This is a genomic window from Antarctobacter aquimaris (assembly GCF_900184945.1).
In the GTDB taxonomy this organism is placed as follows: Bacteria; Pseudomonadota; Alphaproteobacteria; order Rhodobacterales; family Rhodobacteraceae; genus Maliponia; species Maliponia aquimaris.
Genome location: NZ_FXYF01000007.1, coordinates 122,613 through 140,928 on the forward strand (window position 1 = coordinate 122,613; position 18,316 = coordinate 140,928).

16 protein-coding genes are annotated in these 18,316 nt (G+C 69.8%); 15 read left to right on the top strand and 1 reads right to left on the bottom strand.

Annotated elements, in window-relative coordinates; translation table 11 throughout:
• The first annotated feature begins 20 nt into the window (after positions 1–20).
• The 14 genes from murG (at position 21) to MAA8898_RS14025 (ending at position 15,042) form a co-directional block, all read left to right on the top strand.
• Positions 21–1,166: an undecaprenyldiphospho-muramoylpentapeptide beta-N-acetylglucosaminyltransferase gene (gene murG / locus MAA8898_RS13960; protein ID WP_094021647.1), complete on the top strand. Its 1,146-nt coding sequence runs from the start codon at positions 21–23 to the stop codon at positions 1,164–1,166.
• Positions 1,167–1,179: 13 nt separating this feature from the next.
• Positions 1,180–2,583 (top strand): UDP-N-acetylmuramate--L-alanine ligase, encoded by a 1,404-nt coding sequence (murC, locus tag MAA8898_RS13965; RefSeq protein WP_094021786.1) that lies wholly within the window; start codon positions 1,180–1,182, stop codon positions 2,581–2,583.
• Positions 2,584–2,917: 334 nt separating this feature from the next.
• Positions 2,918–3,169: a DUF2484 family protein gene (locus tag MAA8898_RS13970; protein ID WP_094021648.1), complete on the top strand. Its 252-nt coding sequence runs from the start codon at positions 2,918–2,920 to the stop codon at positions 3,167–3,169.
• 83 nt (positions 3,170–3,252) lie between these two features.
• On the top strand, positions 3,253–3,537 hold the full coding sequence (locus MAA8898_RS13975) for a hypothetical protein (RefSeq protein WP_094021649.1): 285 nt from the start codon (positions 3,253–3,255) through the stop codon (positions 3,535–3,537).
• On the top strand, positions 3,534–3,809 hold the full coding sequence (locus tag MAA8898_RS13980; RefSeq protein ID WP_094021650.1) for a hypothetical protein: 276 nt from the start codon (positions 3,534–3,536) through the stop codon (positions 3,807–3,809). The genes MAA8898_RS13975 and MAA8898_RS13980 overlap by 4 nt, the downstream gene beginning before the upstream one ends.
• A 42-nt stretch (positions 3,810–3,851) precedes the next feature.
• The gene (gene murB / locus MAA8898_RS13985; protein WP_094021651.1) at positions 3,852–4,790 is read left to right on the top strand and encodes a UDP-N-acetylmuramate dehydrogenase; all 939 of its coding nucleotides are present in this window, start codon (positions 3,852–3,854) and stop codon (positions 4,788–4,790) included.
• 194 nt (positions 4,791–4,984) lie between these two features.
• Complete coding sequence (locus tag MAA8898_RS13990) at positions 4,985–5,905, top strand: D-alanine--D-alanine ligase (protein ID WP_094021652.1); 921 nt, start codon at positions 4,985–4,987, stop codon at positions 5,903–5,905.
• The gene (locus tag MAA8898_RS13995) at positions 5,893–6,939 is read left to right on the top strand and encodes a cell division protein FtsQ/DivIB (RefSeq protein ID WP_094021653.1); all 1,047 of its coding nucleotides are present in this window, start codon (positions 5,893–5,895) and stop codon (positions 6,937–6,939) included. Before MAA8898_RS13990 ends, MAA8898_RS13995 begins: the two co-directional genes overlap by 13 nt.
• Positions 6,940–6,942: 3 nt before the next feature.
• On the top strand, positions 6,943–8,271 hold the full coding sequence (gene ftsA, locus MAA8898_RS14000; protein ID WP_094021654.1) for a cell division protein FtsA: 1,329 nt from the start codon (positions 6,943–6,945) through the stop codon (positions 8,269–8,271).
• Between the two features lie 508 nt (positions 8,272–8,779).
• Complete coding sequence (gene ftsZ / locus MAA8898_RS14005) at positions 8,780–10,390, top strand: cell division protein FtsZ (protein WP_094021655.1); 1,611 nt, start codon at positions 8,780–8,782, stop codon at positions 10,388–10,390.
• 382 nt (positions 10,391–10,772) lie between these two features.
• Positions 10,773–11,702, top strand: coding sequence for a UDP-3-O-acyl-N-acetylglucosamine deacetylase (gene lpxC, locus MAA8898_RS14010; protein WP_094021656.1), 930 nt, complete (start codon positions 10,773–10,775; stop codon positions 11,700–11,702).
• A 131-nt stretch (positions 11,703–11,833) separates the two neighbouring features.
• Positions 11,834–12,688, top strand: a complete 855-nt coding sequence (locus MAA8898_RS14015) for an outer membrane protein assembly factor BamD (RefSeq protein ID WP_094021657.1) — start codon at positions 11,834–11,836, stop codon at positions 12,686–12,688.
• A 34-nt stretch (positions 12,689–12,722) separates the two neighbouring features.
• Positions 12,723–14,375, top strand: a complete 1,653-nt coding sequence (gene recN, locus MAA8898_RS14020; protein WP_094021658.1) for a DNA repair protein RecN — start codon at positions 12,723–12,725, stop codon at positions 14,373–14,375.
• Positions 14,376–14,448: 73 nt separating this feature from the next.
• Complete coding sequence (locus MAA8898_RS14025) at positions 14,449–15,042, top strand: TetR/AcrR family transcriptional regulator (RefSeq protein WP_094021659.1); 594 nt, start codon at positions 14,449–14,451, stop codon at positions 15,040–15,042.
• Positions 15,043–15,167: 125 nt separating this feature from the next.
• Here MAA8898_RS14025 and MAA8898_RS14030 read toward each other — a convergent pair whose 3' ends face one another.
• Entirely contained in the window at positions 15,168–16,541 is a 1,374-nt protein-coding gene (locus MAA8898_RS14030) for an FAD-binding oxidoreductase (RefSeq protein ID WP_094021660.1), read from the bottom strand.
• 141 nt (positions 16,542–16,682) lie between these two features.
• On the opposite strand from MAA8898_RS14030, the gene MAA8898_RS14035 reads away from it, so the two are divergent.
• Positions 16,683–18,290 carry a chloride channel protein gene (locus MAA8898_RS14035; RefSeq protein WP_094021787.1) on the top strand — a complete coding sequence of 536 codons (1,608 nt, stop codon included), beginning with the start codon at positions 16,683–16,685 and terminating at the stop codon, positions 18,288–18,290.
• Positions 18,291–18,316 lie beyond the last annotated feature (26 nt).

Here is an 18,316-nt window from a genome sequence, read left to right on the forward strand (position 1 = left end):
TCGGTGACGGAGACGGGTGAATGGGTGAACGCAAGCCTTTGCTGGTGATGGCCGCGGGCGGGACCGGGGGGCACATGTTCCCCGCGCAGGCGCTGGCGGAACTCATGCTGCGGCGGGGCTGGCGGGTGAAGCTGTCGACCGACGAGCGCGGCGCGCGCTACACCTCCGGCTTTCCCCATTCGGTCGAGATCGAGACCGTCGCCTCGGCCACATTCGACCGCGGCGGGCCGCTGGCCCGCGCGCTGGTGCCGTTCCGGCTGGCGGGTGGCGTGCTGTCGGCGATCTGGGGCATGCGGCGCGACCGGCCCGACGTGGTGGTGGGCTTTGGCGGCTATCCCAGCGTGCCGGCGCTGACCGCCGCCTGGCTGCTGAAACTTCCGCGCATGATCCATGAACAGAACGGCGTGCTGGGCAAGGTGAATACCTGGTTCGCCACCCGGGTGAACCTGATCGCCTGCGGCACCTGGCCCACCGCGCTGCCCGAGGGGGTGGAGGGTATCCACACCGGCAACCCGGTGCGCCTGGCGGTGCGCGAACGGGCGGGCGCGGGCTACATCGCGCCGGGGCCTTACCCGATGTCGATCCTGGTGATCGGCGGCAGCCAGGGCGCGCGGGCGCTGTCGGACATCGTGCCGCCGGCCATCGCGGCGCTGCCGCTGGACATGGTCGGCCACCTGCGCGTCAGCCACCAGGCCCGCGAGGAAGACCAGATGCGCGTCGCCACCTATTACGCCGAGAACGGGCTGGACGCCGATGTCGAGCCGTTCTTTCACGACGTGCCGGCACGGATGAGCGAGGCGCAGCTGGTGATCTCGCGTTCGGGCGCGTCCAGCGTGGCCGACATCGCGGTGATCGGGCGCCCCAGCATCCTGATCCCCTATCCCCACGCCACGGGCGATCACCAGATGGCCAACGCGCAGGCGCTGGTGGAGGCGGGCGCGGCGATCCGCATCCCGGAACGCAAGCTGACCATCGAGGTGCTGACCGAGGCGATCCACGCGATCCTGTCGAACGAGCAGGGCGCGATCCGCATGGCGCAGGCCGCGCTGCGGACCGGCAAGCCCGAGGCGGCCGAACACCTGGCCGCGCTGGTCGAAGACCTGGCGGGCCTGACGACACAACAACAACAATACGAGGGCGAGACAGATGAAGGACCTGGGGCTTGAGCGGGGCGCCCGCATGATCGGCGCGACAAAACTGCCCGGCGATGTGGGCCCGATCCATTTCGTGGGCATCGGCGGCATCGGCATGTCGGGCATCGCCGAGGTGCTGCTGAACCTGGGCTACCAGGTGCAGGGGTCGGACCTGAAGGCGTCCAAGATCACCGACCGGCTGGTGTCGATGGGCGCGCATGTGTTCGAAGGCCAGCGGGCCGAGAACCTGGAAGACGCGCAGGTCGTCGTGATCTCGTCGGCCATCAAGCGCGGCAACCCCGAGCTGGACGAGGCGCGGCGGCGCGGGCTGCCGGTGGTGCGCCGGGCCGAGATGCTGGCCGAGCTGATGCGGCTGAAATCCAACGTCGCCATCGCCGGCACCCACGGCAAGACCACGACCACGACCATGGTGGCGACGCTGCTGGACGCGGGCAACTTTGACCCGACGGTGGTGAACGGCGGCATCATCCATGCCTATGGGTCGAACGCGCGGATGGGGCAGGGCGAATGGATGGTGGTGGAGGCCGACGAGAGCGACGGCACCTTCAACCGGCTGCCCGCGACCATCGCCATCGTGACCAACATCGACCCCGAGCACATGGAGCACTGGAAGACCATCGAGGCGCTGCGCGACGGGTTCTACCAGTTCGTGTCCAACATCCCGTTCTACGGCCTGGCGGTGTGCTGCACCGACCACCCCGAGGTGCAGGCGCTGGTGGGCCGGGTGACCGACCGCCGCGTGGTGACCTACGGTTTCAACGCGCAGGCGGACGTGCGCGCGGTGGGGCTGCGCTATGTCAAGGGTGTCGCGCATTTCGACGTCGCGTTCCAGCAGAGCGGCGAGACCATCCAGGGCTGCACCCTGCCGATGCCGGGTGACCAAAACGTGTCGAATGCCTTGTCCGCTGTCGCCGTGGCGCGGCACCTCGGGATGACCGGCGAGGAGATCCGCGCCGCGCTGGCGGCCTTCGGCGGGGTCAACCGGCGCTTTACCCGCGTCGGCGAGGTGAACGGCGTGACCATCATCGACGATTACGGCCACCACCCGGTGGAGATCGCCGCCGTGCTCAAGGCCGCGCGGCAGGCCTGCGAGGGCCGGGTGATCGCGGTGCATCAGCCGCACCGCTATTCGCGCCTGTCGAACCTGTTCGAGGATTTCTGCACCTGCTTCAACGAGGCAGACGTGGTGGCCATCGCCGAGGTCTACGCCGCGGGCGAAGAGCCGATCCCTGGCGCCACCCGCGAGGACCTGGTGGCGGGGCTGGTGCGGCATGGCCACCGCCACGCGCGCGCGCTGCTGGACGAGAACGACCTGGTGCGGCTGGTGCGCGAGCAGGCGCAGCCGGGCGACATGGTGGTCTGCCTGGGGGCGGGCACGATTTCGGCCTGGGCGAACGGGCTGCCGAAGCGGTTGTCGGCGGCGGGGTGAACCCCGCCCTGCGGCGCCCGTGTGCCGGGTCGAGCGGAGACCCGGAACGGCCCCCTGTTTCGGGGGCCGTTGCCGTTTGTGGGGGGGGCGCTGCCCTCCGTTTTGCGTTCAGGAGGGGGCGCTGCCCCCCTGGCGCCTGCGGCGCCATTCCCCCGGGAGTATTTACGCAGAGAAGAAGCCGCGGGCGCGTTCGGGGGAGGCCCGCGTGGCGCCATCTGACGGGAAACCGGGGGGTTACGCCGGGTTTTCGGCAAATTCGCGGGGCGCGGGTCTTGCCTTGAGCCGTGCTTGGGCGCAGACTGTGCGCACCTCTGGGGGGCACGGAGGTTCAAAGATGACTCTTTCACTGATCCTGGCCTGCGCCTGGGCCGTCGTGGCCAATGTGCTGGCGATGATCCCGTCGCGCGACAATCACTGGCGGCGGGCCTATGTGCTGATCGCGCTGGGGATTCCGCTGGTGGGCTATGTCACCTACGAGAACGGCCCCTGGGTCGGGCTGTTTGTCCTGTTCGCGGGCATGAGCGTGTTGCGCTGGCCGGTGCGCTACCTGCTGCGCTGGTTCCGCCACAAGGCCGTGCGGGCCTGACCTGACCCACGGTCCGGGATTCCGGACTGTGCCGCTGCGCGGTCTGCGCGCAGAGTGATCCCCGAACCGAAAGGGGATCCGCCATGTTGTATGCCATTCCATTCCTGAGCTTTCTGAGCGCCCTTCTGTGGGGCCACCTGCTGATGCGCGAAGCCTGCCGCGAGGCGCTGGCCGGGCTGGCCACGCTGCTGGCCGGCGTCGCACTGTGGCTGCTGTGGCAGGAGGGGCGGGCCGTCGGGCTGGACGTGCTGGTCTATACCTTTGCCTTCTGGGGCGTGTCGCTGCCGGCGCTGCTGGCGCTGGCGCTGGGCGCGGCGCTGGGCTGGGCCGACCGGCGCGCCGAGGCGGACCCGGTGCGCGCGCAATGATCCTGGGCCTGCCTGCCGTTGCGCTGCTGTTCGGGCTGGTGCCGGGCTGGATCTGCCTGGCGGCCGGGCGCGGGCGCATCGCCGCGCTGCTGGCGCTGGCGCTGATCGGCGGCATCCTCTGGGCCTTTGCCCGGCAGGAAGCGGCGCCCGGGCTCGACGGGCTGGACAGGCTGATCCTGTGGCTGTTCGGCCTGGCGCCGGCGCTGCTGGGGCTGGGGATCGGGGCGCTGATCGGCCACCTGACGCGGCCGGCGCGGGCCGGCGCGACCTGAGCCCCCTTGCACCGCGCGGCGTGGCGTCCTAGCACCCTGCCCATGACCGATTTGCCGACACCGCGCGGCCGGCTGACGCCGGACCGCCCCCTGAACGACCTGACCTGGCTGCGCGTGGGCGGGCCGGCGGACTGGCTGTTCCAGCCCGCCGACCTGGACGACCTGTGCGATTTCCTGAAGGCGCTGCCGGTCGAGGTGCCGGTGTTTCCCATGGGGGTCGGGTCCAACCTGATCGTGCGCGATGGCGGGCTGCGGGCGCTGGTGATCCGTCTGGGGCGCGGCTTCAACGGCATCACGGTCGCGGGCAACCGGGTGACGGCGGGGGCGGCGGCGCTGGACGCGCATGTGGCGAAACGCGCGGCGGAGGCGGGGGTGGACCTGACGTTCCTGCGCACCATCCCGGGCAGCATCGGCGGCGCGGTGCGGATGAATGCGGGCTGTTACGGTTCTTACGTCGCCGATCATCTGGTCGAGGTGCGGGCGGTGACGCGGGGCGGCGCGGTGGTGACGATCCCCGCCGCTGACCTGCACCTGCGCTATCGGCAGAGCGACCTGCCCGACGGCTGGGTGCTGGTCGAGGCGGTGTTCGAGGGGGCGTCGGGTGACCCGGAGGCGCTGGCCGCGAAGATGGACGCGCAGCTGAAGAAGCGCGACGAGACGCAGCCGACCAAGGACCGCACCGCGGGCAGCACCTTTCGCAACCCGGCGGGGTTTTCGTCGACCGGGCAGGCGGACGACACGCACGAACTGAAGGCCTGGAAGGTGATCGACGAGGCCGGGATGCGGGGCGCCACACAGGGCGGCGCGCAGATGTCGCCGAAACACTCCAATTTCCTGGTCAACACCGGCGGCGCCACGGCGGCCGAGCTGGAAGGGCTGGGCGAGGAAGTGCGAAAAAGGGTTTTCCAACACAGTGGAATAGAGCTAGAGTGGGAAATCATGCGGGTCGGTGAACCGGCGCGCGACACGGGCCCATCCTGACAACAAGATCAAAGAGCAGGGACCCGGCGACCACAGGCAGGTTGCATCACATACGGCGGGGTTTCCGCCACAGGGACAGGGCACGGGACACACCCGTGTCAGGCACAAGGCGCGGGACAAACCCGAGCCAGGAACAAGGCACGGGACAAACCCGTGCGGGGCAAGGGGGGTCAACCCCCTGAAAACGAGGCGGTTTGGGGATGTCGAGCAGGACACTCCCGATGGTGGCGGTGTTGAAGGGCGGGTTCTCGGCAGAGCGCGAGGTCTCGCTTGTTTCCGGTCGGGAATGCGCCGCCGCCCTGAGGGGCGAAGGCTATGAAGTGATCGAGCTGGACGCGTCGCGCGACGTGGCCGAGCGGCTGGCCGAGATCGCGCCGGGCGTGGTGTTCAACGCGCTGCACGGCCGCTGGGGCGAGGACGGCTGCGTCCAGGGCATCCTGGAATGGCTGAAGATCCCCTACACGCATTCCGGCGTGCTGGCCTCGGCGCTGGCGATGGACAAGGAAAAGACCAAGGAGGCCTATCGCGCCGCCGGCTTGCCGGTGGCGGACAGCCGCCTTGCCGGCAAGGACGAGGTCATGGCCGGCCACGTCATGGCGCCGCCCTATGTCGTCAAACCCTACAACGAAGGCTCGTCTGTCGGTGTCTACCTGGTGCACGAGGAGGCTAACGGGCCGCCGGTGCTGGACGCGTCGATGCCCGATGTCGTCATGGTCGAGGCCTTTGTGCCCGGGCGCGAGCTGACCACGACCGTGATGGGCGACCGGGCGCTGGGGGTCACCGACATCCTGACCGACGGCTGGTACGACTACGACGCGAAATACAAGGCGGGCGGGTCGCGCCATGTCTGCCCGGCCGAGATCCCGGCCGAGATCTATGACGCCTGCCTGGACTACGCGCTGCGGGCGCATGTGTGCCTGGGCTGCCGCGGCGTGTCGCGCACCGATTTCCGCTGGGACGAGGGCAGGGGCCAAAACGGGCTGATCCTGCTGGAGACCAACACCCAGCCGGGGATGACGCCGACCTCGCTGTCGCCCGAGCATGCGGCGCTGGCGGGCATGACATTCGGTCAGTTCTGCGCCTGGATGGTGGAGGACGCGTCATGCGGACGTTAGAGCCTGCCGCCCTCCACCCGGAGGATGACGACGATCCCCAGATGGCGCGGCTGGATCCCGGCGCCTCGAGGCTGAAGTACCGGATCGAGCGGCTGATGCTGACGCCGCTGGTGCGCTTTGCCCTGCGGGTGCTGCTGCCGTTCGGCGTCTGCTTTGGCGCGGCGGGGGCCTGGCTGGCGGTGCCGGACAACCAGGCGGCGGTGCAGAACATGATCGCCGACGTGCGCCTGGCGGTGGAGAACCGGCCCGAGTTCCAGGTCAAGCTGATGGCGATCGACGGCGCCGACGCGGCGGTGGCCGAGGCGATCCGGACGGATTTGCAGATCGACTTTCCGCAGTCGTCCTTCGATCTCGACATCGAGGCCTTGCAGCGCAAGGTGATCGCGATGGACGCGGTGAAATCGGCGCGGCTGCGCATCCGCCAGGGCGGGGTGTTGCAGGTGGACGTGGAGCAGCGCGTGCCGCAGGTGCTGTGGCGCAGCGGCGAGACGCTGAACCTGCTGGACGCCGAGGGCGTATATGTCGGGCGGGCGGAGTCGCGCCTGGCCTTTGCCGACCTGCCGGTGATCGCCGGGGACATCCTGACCCCCGAGGCCGTGGCCGCGTTGGCCGCGGTGCGGCAGGCGGAACGGCAGGGGCCCGAGGCGCTGGACAGGCTGGCCAGGGAGATCCCGGCGGCGGTTGCGCTGGCCGACACGGCGCGGCGGCGCATGGCGCGGGTCACCGAAGAGGCGCTGCGGCTGCACGCCTCGGCCGGGCCGATCCACGACCGGCTGCGCGGCTTCGAACGGATGGGCGCGCGGCGCTGGGACGTAGTGCTGGACCGCGACCAGCGCATCCTGCTGCCCGAGACGGGCGCGGAGCAGGCGCTGGAATGGGCGATCGCCATGGCGCTGACGCCCTCCTACGACCTGCTGGCGCGCGATATCACGGTGGTTGACCTGCGGCTGCCGCGGCGGCCGACGGTACGGATGACGGACAACGCCACACAAGAGATGTGGCGGATCAAGGCAATCGAGGCTGGTAGGGAATAGGCGATGATCGAGCTTTACGAGTCCCAGAGGGCAATGCGGAACATGCGCCGCGCGGCGATGCAGCGCGGCGTGGTGGCGATCCTGGACGTGGGATCGTCCAAGATCGCCTGCCTGGTGCTGCGTTTCGACGGGTCGGACCCGTCGGACGAGGGCATCGGGTCGCTGGCAGGGCAGTCGGGGTTCCGGGTGATCGGTGCGGCGACGACGCGGTCGCGCGGCGTGCGGTTCGGCGAGGTTCACGCCATGACCGAGACCGAGCGCGCGATCCGCACCGCGGTGCAGGCGGCGCAGAAGATGGCCGGCATCCGGGTCGACCACGTCATCGCCGCCTTTTCCGGCGCCGAGCCGCGCTCTTACGGGCTGGCCGGCAAGGCCGAGGTCATGGGGACCACGGTGGATGAACAGGACGTGGCGCGGGTGCTGTCGTCCTGCGACGTGCCGGATTTTGGCCACCACCGCGAGGTGCTGCACGCGCAGCCGGTGAACTTTGTGCTCGACCACCGCTCGGGCTTGATCGACCCGCGCGGGCAGATCGGCAACGAGCTGGGCGTCGACATGCACATGCTCACGGTGGACTCGCAGGCGATCCAGAACCTGGCCTATTGCGTCAAGCGCTGTGACCTGGAGCTGGCGGGGCTGGCGTCGTCGGCCTATGTCAGCGGGATTTCCGCGCTGGTGGAGGACGAACAGGAACTTGGCGCGGCCTGCATCGACATGGGCGGCGGCGCGACCGGCATCTCGATCTTCATCAAGAAACACATGATCTACGCGGATAGCGTGCGGATGGGCGGGGACCATGTGACCAGCGACATCTCGATGGGGTTGCAGGTGCCGATGGCGACGGCCGAGCGGATCAAGACATTCTACGGCGGCGTCGTGGCCACCGGCATGGACGACCGTGAGATGATCGAATGCGGCGGCGAGACCGGCGACTGGGAACACGACCGCCGCACCGTGAGCCGGGCCGAGCTGATCGGCATCATGCGGCCGCGGGTCGAGGAGATCCTCGAGGAAGTGCGCGCGCGGCTGGATGCGGCGGGGTTCGACCACCTGCCGAGCCAGCAGATCGTGCTGACGGGCGGGGCGAGCCAGATCCCGGGGCTGGATGGCATGGCGTCCAAGATCCTGGGCCAGCAGGTGCGGCTGGGCCGGCCGCTGCGGGTCCACGGGCTGCCGCAGGCGGCGACCGGGCCGGGCTTTGCCGGCGCGGTGGGGCTGTGCCTGTTCGCGGCGCATCCGCAGGACGAATGGTGGGATTTCGAGATCCCGGTGGACCGGCTTCCGGCGCGCTCGCTCAAGCGCGCGGTGCAATGGTTCAGGGAGAATTGGTAACGCGGTTTTCCGGGGAAAACCGCGTTCCGGTGGCAAGGGTGTCTTTCGCGCAGGCGAAAGATCACCGGCCGCACCCCTGACATTCCGGGTGCTGCGTCTTGGCCCCCGCCGTCGCACATCCACGACACCACCGGAAAAACCCGCGCGCCGGTCCCCCGGCGCGCGTTTTCGCGCGTGACACCCCCGGCGGGGCGCGTTAGGTTACCCACAGGTGCCCGTGGATAAGAGGCGCCAGGAGGGTCGGGCAGACTTTCCTAACACTGCTGGAGACCCGGTTTCGCGTGGCGCGCTTCGCCGCGTGCCCTGCCGTCTGTTGTGTGGTTTGTGAGCAAATCCACCAGATGTGTTGCCAGCTTCGAAATAAGCCGAAAAGCGGCATGAAATCGCCCATATTTGGTGGCGAAATTGCGTTTTTCGCGTGACGAACCGGGCCGCAATCGGTAGGATTTCAGGGAACAGGCTGTGGACAGGCCTGAAAACCGGAAAAATAAGACAGGCGGACGACAACATGGCACTCAACCTCTCCATGCCCGGCCACGACGAGCTGAAACCCCGGATCACGGTCTTTGGCGTGGGCGGGGCAGGCGGCAATGCCGTCAACAACATGATCGAGAAAAACCTCGAGGGCGTCGATTTCGTCGTCGCCAACACCGACGCGCAGGCGCTGGCGCAGAGCATGGCGCCGAACCGCGTGCAGCTGGGCGTGAAGGTGACCGAGGGGCTGGGCGCGGGGGCACGGGCCTCTGTCGGCGCCGCCGCCGCCGAGGAGAGCATCGAGCAGATCGTCGATCACCTGGCCGGCGCGCACATGTGCTTTATCACCGCCGGCATGGGCGGCGGCACCGGGACGGGGGCCGCGCCGATCATCGCGCAGGCCGCGCGCGAACTGGGCGTGCTGACCGTGGGCGTGGTGACCAAGCCCTTCCAGTTCGAAGGCGCCAAGCGGATGAAACAGGCCGAGGCGGGCGTCGACAGCCTGCAAAAGGTCGTCGACACGCTGATCATCATCCCCAACCAGAACCTGTTCCGCCTGGCCAACGAGAAGACGACCTTTACCGAGGCGTTCTCGATGGCCGACGACGTGCTGTACCAGGGTGTCAAGGGCGTCACCGACCTGATGGTCCGCCCGGGCCTGATCAACCTCGACTTTGCCGACGTGCGCGCGGTGATGGACGAGATGGGCAAGGCGATGATGGGCACCGGCGAGGGCGAGGGCGAGGATCGCGCGATCCAGGCGGCCGAGAAGGCGATCGCCAACCCGCTGCTGGACGAGATCAGCCTCAAGGGCGCCAAGGGCGTGCTCATCAACATCACCGGCGGTCACGACCTCACGCTGTTCGAACTGGACGAGGCGGCCAACCGCATCCGCGAGGAAGTGGACGCCGACGCAAACATCATCGTCGGGTCGACCCTGGACGAGAGCATGGGTGGCGTGATGCGCGTGTCCGTGGTCGCCACCGGGATCGACGCCAGCGAGAACGTGCACGACATCCCGGTGCCGCGCCGCAAGATGTCGCAGCCGCTGCCGTCGCCGATGACCGCCGCGCCGGCCGCCCGGCCGGAGCCGAAGCAGGCTGTCGCCAAGGCGCCGGAGCCGGTGGCCGAAGAGCCTTCGCTGTTCGGCGAGTTGGAGACCGAGGACGCGGCCGAGCCGGTCATGTCGCGCGAGTACGACGAGGTGATCGAGGAGGAGGCCGACGACGATGGCCTGCCGATGCCGGCCTACCGCCCGCAGGTGGCCGACTTCCGCCCCGCCCCGGACACCATCGAGGCCGACCCCAAGGACTTTGTCGCGCCGCGCGCCCAGGCCCCGGGCACCCCCAGCCCCGCGACGCTGGACCGGTTGAAGGCCGCCGCCGCCCGCACCCGCGAAGAGGCGCAGGCCCAGGCGCCCGCGCCGCGCAGGGCCGCCGCCCCGGCCGAGGAAAAGGCGCCGCGCTTCAGCATGAACTCGCTGATCGGGCGCATGACCGGCCACGCCGAGCAGGCCGCGCCGCAACCGCGCCGGCAGCAGCCGCCGGTTCAGGCGCACCGCCCCGCGCCGATCCACGACCAGGAAGCCGAGGCCGAGGACGAGCGGATCGAGATCCCCGCCTTCCTCCGCCGCCAGGCCAACTGAGCGGGCAGATTGCCCCGGGGGCGCCGCCCCCCGGACACGCAAAAGCCGAAATACCAGGACCGCCCGTCACCCCGTGACGGGCGGTCCTGCCGTTCCAGGGCCTGTTTCAAAGCGTTCACAAATGGTGACCCGGCTGCAACAAGGGGCCGATTCCCGCCGAGTCCGGGCTGTGGACAACTCTGGGGGAGGTTGGAAATATGGGTTTGAATACAGGGGCTTGACAGGGGTCTCGGTGCCCTTGCGCGGGCTTTTGCCGATGCCTGCCATGCCATGTTTCACATGGTTACAATCTTTGATTTGAGCCTGTGAGCGGCCTTGCCTATCCCCTTGGATCAAAGCCACGTCCAGGTTGGGGGGATGTGAGCAAAAAAGGGGCAGCCTCGTGCAAACCACGCTACGTTCTCCGATCACCTTCACGGGCGTCGGTCTACACTCGGGCGCAGCCGCCCGGTTGACCATCCGTCCGGCCAGTGCGGACTACGGCATCTGGTTCAAGCGCACGGACATCGCGCTGGGCGACACCATGATCCCGGCGCGCTGGGATTCGGTCGAGGCCTCGCCGCTGTGCACCATGATCGTCAACCGCGCCGGGGCCTCCGTGTCGACCGTCGAACACGTCATGGCGGCGCTGGCCGGCTGCGGCGTGCACAACGCGCTGATCGAGATCGACGGCCCCGAGGCGCCGATCCTGGACGGATCGTCCGTGCCCTTTGTCCGCGGGATCCTGTCGCGCGGTCTGCGCGCGCTGGCCACGCCGATCCGCGCCATCGAGGTGCTGAAACCCGTGTCGGTGGACACCGGCCGCGGCTGGGCCCGGCTGCTGCCCGGCGCGCCGGGGCAGGGGCTGACCATGAGCTTTCACATCGCCTTTGCGGATGCCGCCATCGGCGAACAGACCAAGACGCTGAACCTGGCCAACGGCACCTTTGTGCGCGAACTGTCCGACAGCCGGACCTTTTGCCGCGCGGCCGACGTGGCGGCGATGCGCGCCGCCGGCAAGGCGCTGGGCGGGACCTATGAAAACGCGGTGGTGGTCGATGGCGACCGGGTGCTGAGCCCGGGCGGCCTGCGCCACGCCGACGAGGCCGTGCGCCACAAGATGCTGGATGCGCTGGGCGACCTGGCGCTGGCCGGCGCGCCCATCGTCGGCCACTACGAGGGCCACAAGGCCGGCCACGCGCTGACCAACGCGCTTCTGCGCGAACTGTTCGCGACGCCGGGCGCCTCGCGCGTGGTGCTGTGCGACGCAGGCCAGGCGGCGCGGCTGCCCGGTGCCGGTGTCGAACGGCACGAAATTCCGGCGGTCGCCTGATCCCGAAGGGGCTGCGCCACGTCGCGCATTATTCCGGCCGCAAGACATTTTGCACCGCAATTTTATGTGCTAGACCGCTTTTGAACGGGCGCCCCCGAGGGGGCGCCATGCAGAGCAGAGGACAGGCGGGCATGTCTTTGGGCAGATCGCGAAAACTGGTGATCGGGATAATGGCGGCATCGCTTCTGCTGGCGGGCTGCGAGACGTTCCAGCGCAGGGAAGTCGGCCCCGGCGGGGTCCCGCTCGAGGGCTTTACCGCCAAGCAGATCTTTGAACGCGGCGAATACGAGCTGCAACGCAAGGACCTGAAGGACGCGGCCTTCTACTTTGGCGAGGTCGAGCGGCTGTATCCCTATTCGGACTGGGCCAAGCGCGCGCTGATCATGCAGGCCTATTCCTACCACGAAAACAAGGACTACGACAACGCGCGCTCGGCCGCGCAGCGGTTCATAGACTTTTACCCGGCGGATGACGACGCGGCCTATGCGCAGTACCTGCTGGCGCTGTCCTACTACGACCAGATCGAGCTGGTGGGCCGTGACCAGGGGCTGACCTTCCAGGCCTTGCAGGCGCTGCGCACGGTGATCGAACGCTATCCCGACAGCGAATACGCGCGGTCGTCGATCCTGAAGTTCGACCTGGCCTTTGACCACCTGGCGGCCAAGGAAATGGAGGTCGGGCGCTATTATCTCAAGCGTGACCATTTCGGCGCGGCGATCAGCCGGTTCCGCGTGGTGGTCGAGGATTTCCAGACCACGACGCACACGCCCGAGGCGCTGTACCGCCTGATCGAGGCCTATCTGTCGCTGGGCCTGACCGACGAGGCACAGACCGCGGGCGCGATCCTGGGCTACAACTACCAGTCCAGCGAGTGGTATCAGGACGGCTACAAGCTGCTGACGCGGCAGGGGCTGGAGGCCAAGCCGTTCGGCGACAACTGGCTGTCCGCGATCCACCGCCAGATGATCAAGGGCGAATGGTTGTAACGGCCGGCGGGGCCTTGTAGGTCTTTCGGCAACCATGCTGCGCGCACTTGAAATCCGGGACATGTTGATCATCGAACGGCTGGAGCTCGAGTTCCAGCCGGGTCTCAACGTGTTGACCGGCGAAACCGGGGCGGGCAAGTCCATCCTGCTGGATTCTTTGGGCTTTGTTCTGGGCTGGCGCGGCCGGGCCGAGCTGGTGCGCGCCGGGGCCGAGCAGGGCGAGGTGGTGGCCGAGTTCCACCTGCCCGAGGGCCACGCCGCGCGGGCGGTGCTGGAGGAGGCCGGGCTGCCGGCCTCGGACGAGCTGATCCTGCGCCGGGTGAACACCCGCGACGGCCGCAAGACCGGCTGGGTCAACGACCGGCGGGTGTCGGGCGAGGTGCTGCGGGCGCTGTCCGAGACGCTGGTCGAGCTGCATGGCCAGCACGACGACCGCGGATTGCTGGACCCGCGCGGACACCGCGACATCCTGGACAGTTACGGCCAGCTCGACGCACCGCGCGCGGCGGTCCGTGAGGCCTGGCAGGCCCGGACCGCGGCGCGCAAGGGGCAGGCGTCGGCGGCGGCGGCGCTGGAGGCGGTGCGGGCCGAGGAGGATTTCCTGCGCCACTCGGTGGCCGAACTGCGCAAGCTGGCGCCGGAACCGGGCGAGGAGGCGGCGCTGGACACGCGGCGCCGCGCCATGCAGTCGGCCGAAAAGATCCGCGACGACATCGCGCAGGCGTCCTCGGCGCTGGGCTACGACGGGGCCGAGGGCGCGATGGCCAACGCGCTGCGCTGGCTCGAAGGGGCGGCGGACAAGGCCGAAGGCCGGCTGGATGCGCCGGTCGCGGCGCTGGCGCGCGCCATGGCCGAGCTGGACGACGCGGCGCGCGGCGTGGCCGACTGCCTGGAGGCGCTGGAGTTCAACCCGCACGACCTGGACGAAACCGAGGAGCGGCTGTTCGCGCTGCGCGGCCTGGCCCGCAAGCACGGCGTGCCGCCCGACGAGCTGGCCGATCTCGCGGAAACGCTGGAGCGCAAGCTGGAGGCGCTGGACGCGGGCGAGGCGCGGCTGAAGGAATGGGAGCGCGGCGTGCGCGAGGCCGACGCGGCCTACGCGGCCGCGGCGCAGGCCCTGACCGAGGCCCGGCGCGCGGCGGCGGCGCGGCTGGACGCGGCGGTGGCGGGCGAACTGGCGCCGCTCAAGATGGAGCGGGCGGTCTTTGCCACCCAGGTCGAGGAGGCGCCGCCCGGACCCGAGGGCGTGGACCTGGTGACCTTTACCGTGGCGACCAACCCGGGCGCGCCGTCGGGGCCGCTGAACCGCATCGCTTCGGGCGGCGAGCTGTCGCGTTTCCTGCTGGCGCTGAAGGTCTGCCTGGCCGAGGCGCAGGGGCGCGGCGCGACGATGATCTTCGACGAGATCGACCGCGGTGTCGGCGGGGCCACGGCGGATGCGGTCGGGCGGCGGCTGAAGGCGCTGGCCGAGGACGGGCAGGTGCTGGTGGTGACGCATTCGCCGCAGGTGGCGGCGCTGGGCGGGCATCACTGGCGCGTGGCCAAGCGGGTCGCGGGCGAGGTGACGCTGTCCGAGGTGGTGGCGCTGGCGCCTCAGGCGCGCGAGGACGAGATCGCGCGCATGCTGTCGGGCGACACGGTGACCGAGGAGGCCCGCGCCGCGGCGCGGGCGCTGCTCAAACCCTGAGCCGGTTTACCCTTCGGTAGGTCGGGGCGGGTATCCTCTGGTCCGGTTGGCCGGTTCCGGAGGGCATAGTGGCATGACACCGGAAACGCGACGGGCGCGCAGGGCGGAGATCGCCGAGGCGGCCTTTGCCGTTCTGACGGAAACGGGGCAGGGCGGGCTGTCGATGCTGGCGGTGGCGCGGCGCGCGCGCGCGTCGAACGAGACGCTGTATCGCTGGTACGGCGACAAGACCGGCCTGTTGCGGGCGCTGATCGTGCACCGCGCGTCCGAGGTGGCGGCCGAAGTCGACGCGGTGCTGATCGGCGGTGGCGCGGCGGAGACGGTGCTGGAAGGCGTCGGCACGCTGCTGCTGGAGGCCTGGACCGAGGCGCGCTGGCTGGCGCTGTGCCGCGCGGCGGCGGCCGATGACACCGGCGCGCTGGGACAGGCGGCGGACGCGGCCTGGCGCGACCTGATCGTGCCGCGGGTGGTGCAGCTGTTCGTGCGGCTGCGCGCGGCGGGGCGGTTGCGCGGCGCGCCCGAGGCGGCGGCGGCGCTGTGGCTGGACCTGCTGACCGGGAACTGGGCGTTGCGCGCGGTGCTGGGCGCGCGGCTGGCACCGGACCGGCGCGCCCGGGTGGCGCGGCTGGCGCGGGCGGCGGAGGTGGTGCTGGGGCGCGCGGCCTGAGTGTGGGCCGGGTCTTGGGGGAACTCGGGCGCGGCCCGGGCGCCCCGACTGCCGGGCCTGCGCCCGTCAGCGGCCCACCCTCCAGCCGCTCCCGGCAGGGTCGGTTTGCGGGGTCAGGTGCCGAGTCAGTTGCCGGGGACGAGCTTGCCCGGGTTCATGATGTTCTGCGGGTCGAGCGCGACCTTGATCGCGCCCATGACGTTCCAGGCCTCGCCGTGTTCGGCCTTCATGAAGGGCAGTTTGCCGTAGCCGATGCCGTGTTCGCCGGTGCAGGTGCCGCCCAGCCGCAAGGCGCGGTCGGCCATGCGGGCGGCGAGACGCTTGGCGGTCTCCAGGTCGGCGGGCTGGCCGGGGTCGGTCAGCAGCACGGCGTGGAAATTGCCGTCGCCGACGTGGCCGACGATGGGGCCGGGCAGGCCGCTGGCGGCGATGTCGGCCTGGGTCTCTTCGACCGCCTGCGCGAGGCGCGAGATCGGCACGCAGATGTCGGTGACGACGGCCCGTGCGCCGGGGCGTGCGGCGAGGATGGCGTAGTAGCCGTTGTGCCGCATCGCCCAGAGCGCGCGGCGCTCTTCCTCCTGCCCCGACCAGCGGAAGGCGCCGCCGCCGTGGTCGGCCACGATCTCGCCAAAGCGTTCGGCATCCTGCCGGGTCGATTCGGGGCTGCCGTGGAATTCCACCATCAGGTGCGGTGCGGCGTCCATGTCGGTGCCGGCGTAGGCGTTGAAGGCGCGCGCGGTGTTGGCGCAGGCGAATTCGATCCGCGCCATGGGGATGCCCATCTGGATCGTCTCGATCACCGCGTCGATCGCCGAGGCCATGTCGGGAAAGGCGCAGATGCCGGCGCTGACCGCCTCGGGCTGACCGTGCAGGCGCAGGGTCAGTTCGGTCACCAGGCCCAGCGTGCCCTCCGACCCGATCATCAGCGCGGTCAGGTCGTAGCCTGCCGCGCTCTTGCGGGCGCGGGTGCCCGTGCGAATCACCCTGCCGTCTCCCAGAACAACCTCCATCCCCAGCACGTTGTCGCGCATCGAGCCGTAGCGCACGGTGGTGGTGCCCGAGGCGCGGGTCATCGCCATGCCGCCGATCGAGGCATTGGCCCCCGGATCGACCGGGAAGAACAGGCCGGTGGCGCGCAATTCGTCGTTCAGGGCCTGGCGGGTGACGCCGGGCTGCACCGTCACGTCCATGTCGGCGGGGCGGATTTCCAGCACCCGGTTCATGTGGCGAAAGTCCACCGTGATGCCGCCGCGCACGGGCTGGGTCTGCCCTTCGAGCGAGGTGCCGGCGCCGTAGCCCACCAGCGGCACGTCGGCGGCGGCGCAGGCGACGACGATGCGGCGCACCTCGTCGGTGCTGCGCGGATAGACGACGGCCTGCGGCGGGATGGTCGGGAAATAGGACTCGGACGCGCCGTGCGTGTGCAGATCGGACTTGGACAGGCTGAGCCGTTCGCCTAGGAGGGGGCGTAGATCGTCGATCACCTGAGCGATGGGCATGCGGGTCTCCGGAGCGGTTCCGGAGCACTCTAGCAGAGAAGCCGTTAGGGGAAAGTCACCGGATCAAGGGAGGCTGGATTGCCGAGCCTTTTGCGACACCATGTACACGGCTTTACGTCGGCCTTTGGCCGCGGCTGGGACATGGTGCGCCACAAGGGGCCGGGCCAGGTGCAGTTCTGGTTCATCGCGCTGGGCATCGGCATCGCCTCGGGCCTGGCCGCGATCGCCTTTCGCGGCGCGATCGAGGGGTTGCAGACCTTTCTCTACGGCACGCCGGACGTGAACCGGCTGCACAGCTTTGCCGAGCACCTGCATTGGGCCTGGGTGCTGCTGATCCCGGCGGCGGGGGGCGTCGTGGTGGGCATCATCCTGCACATCGGCACGCCGGACGGGCGGGTGCGCGCGGTGGCCGACGTGATCGAGGGCGCGGCGCTGAACGACGGCAGGGTCGAGAAGAAGGCCGGCATCGCCTCGGCGCTGAGTTCGTGGATCACGCTGTCGACCGGCGGGTCCTCGGGGCGCGAGGGGCCGGTGGTGCACATCGCGGCGATGATTGCCAGCTGGGTGGCCAACACGCTGAAGGTGGACGGCATCACCGGGCGCGACCTGTTGGGCTGCGCGGTGGCGGCGGCGGTTTCGGCCAGCTTCAACGCGCCGATCGCGGGGGCGCTGTTCGCGCTGGAGGTGATCCTGCGGCATTTCGCGCTGCACGCCTTTGCCCCCATCGTGGTGGCCAGCGCCGCCGGCACGGTGATCAACCGGCTGGTCTATGGCGATGTGACCGAGTTCATCCTGCCGGGGACGACGACGGTGGAGTTCTACCTGGAGCTGCCCGCCTTTTTCATCCTGGGGCTGGTCTGCGGGCTGGTGTCGATCATCATGATGCGGGCGATCTTTTTCGCCGACGACGTGGAAACCGCGTTCCAGGACCGGCTGAACCTGCCCTACTGGCTGCGGCCGGCGGTGGCGGGTCTGATCCTGGGCGCCATCGCGATCCAGTACCCGCACATCATCGGCGTCGGCTACGAGACGACCTCGCGCGCGCTGACCGGCGACCTGCTGCTGCACGAGGCCTTTGTGTTCGCGGTCATCAAGGTGGCGGCGGTGTCGATCACCATCGCGGGGCGGATGGGCGGCGGCATCTTTTCGCCCTCGCTGATGGTGGGGGCGCTGACCGGGCTGACCTTTGGCCATATCGCGACGGGGCTGTTTCCCGACGTGTCCTCGGCGTTCACGCTCTATGCGCTGGCGGGCATGGGGGCGGTGGCGGCGGCGGTGCTGGGGGCGCCGATCTCGACCACGCTGATCGTGTTCGAACTGACCGGCGACTGGCAGACCGGGCTGGCGGTGATGATCTCGGTGTCGATGTCGACGGCGCTGGCGGCGCGGGGGGTGGACCGGTCATTCTTTCTGACGCAGCTGAGGCGGCGCAACGTGCACTTGGCGGCCGGGCCGCAGGCCTACCTGCTGACGATGTTCCGCGTGCAGGGGGTGATGCGCAAGCCGACCGACGACAATGCCGCCGACGAGGAGGCCTGCCTGCGGATGATCGAGCAGGGGCTCTACGTGCAGGCCACCGCGACGCTGGAGGTGGCGCTGCCGCTGTTCGAGAAGTCGGGCGTGGCATTCCTGCCGGTGGTCCTGCTGAAGGACGGCGCGCCGGTGTTGCAGGGCGCGCTGTTCCACGTCGACGCGCTGAAGGCCTACAACCGCGCCCTGGCCGCGACGGCGGAGGAAGAGCACAGCTGACGGCGGGCCCCCTGGCCGGAGCCCGC

Bases quoted from the DNA above. Each gene is read 5' to 3' on its own strand.
- murG (WP_094021647.1), top strand. From the start codon at position 21: ATGGGTGAACGCAAGCCTTTGCTGGTGATGGCCGCGGGCGGGACCGGG.
- murC (WP_094021786.1), top strand. From the start codon at position 1,180: ATGATCGGCGCGACAAAACTGCCCGGCGATGTGGGCCCGATCCATTTC.
- MAA8898_RS13970 (WP_094021648.1), top strand. From the start codon at position 2,918: ATGACTCTTTCACTGATCCTGGCCTGCGCCTGGGCCGTCGTGGCCAAT.
- MAA8898_RS13975 (WP_094021649.1), top strand. From the start codon at position 3,253: ATGTTGTATGCCATTCCATTCCTGAGCTTTCTGAGCGCCCTTCTGTGG.
- MAA8898_RS13980 (WP_094021650.1), top strand. From the start codon at position 3,534: ATGATCCTGGGCCTGCCTGCCGTTGCGCTGCTGTTCGGGCTGGTGCCG.
- murB (WP_094021651.1), top strand. From the start codon at position 3,852: ATGACCGATTTGCCGACACCGCGCGGCCGGCTGACGCCGGACCGCCCC.
- MAA8898_RS13995 (WP_094021653.1), top strand. From the start codon at position 5,893: ATGCGGACGTTAGAGCCTGCCGCCCTCCACCCGGAGGATGACGACGAT.
- ftsA (WP_094021654.1), top strand. From the start codon at position 6,943: ATGATCGAGCTTTACGAGTCCCAGAGGGCAATGCGGAACATGCGCCGC.
- ftsZ (WP_094021655.1), top strand. From the start codon at position 8,780: ATGGCACTCAACCTCTCCATGCCCGGCCACGACGAGCTGAAACCCCGG.
- MAA8898_RS14015 (WP_094021657.1), top strand. From the start codon at position 11,834: ATGTCTTTGGGCAGATCGCGAAAACTGGTGATCGGGATAATGGCGGCA.
- recN (WP_094021658.1), top strand. From the start codon at position 12,723: ATGCTGCGCGCACTTGAAATCCGGGACATGTTGATCATCGAACGGCTG.
- MAA8898_RS14025 (WP_094021659.1), top strand. From the start codon at position 14,449: ATGACACCGGAAACGCGACGGGCGCGCAGGGCGGAGATCGCCGAGGCG.
- MAA8898_RS14030 (WP_094021660.1), bottom strand. From the start codon at position 16,541: ATGCCCATCGCTCAGGTGATCGACGATCTACGCCCCCTCCTAGGCGAA.
- MAA8898_RS14035 (WP_094021787.1), top strand. From the start codon at position 16,683: ATGGTGCGCCACAAGGGGCCGGGCCAGGTGCAGTTCTGGTTCATCGCG.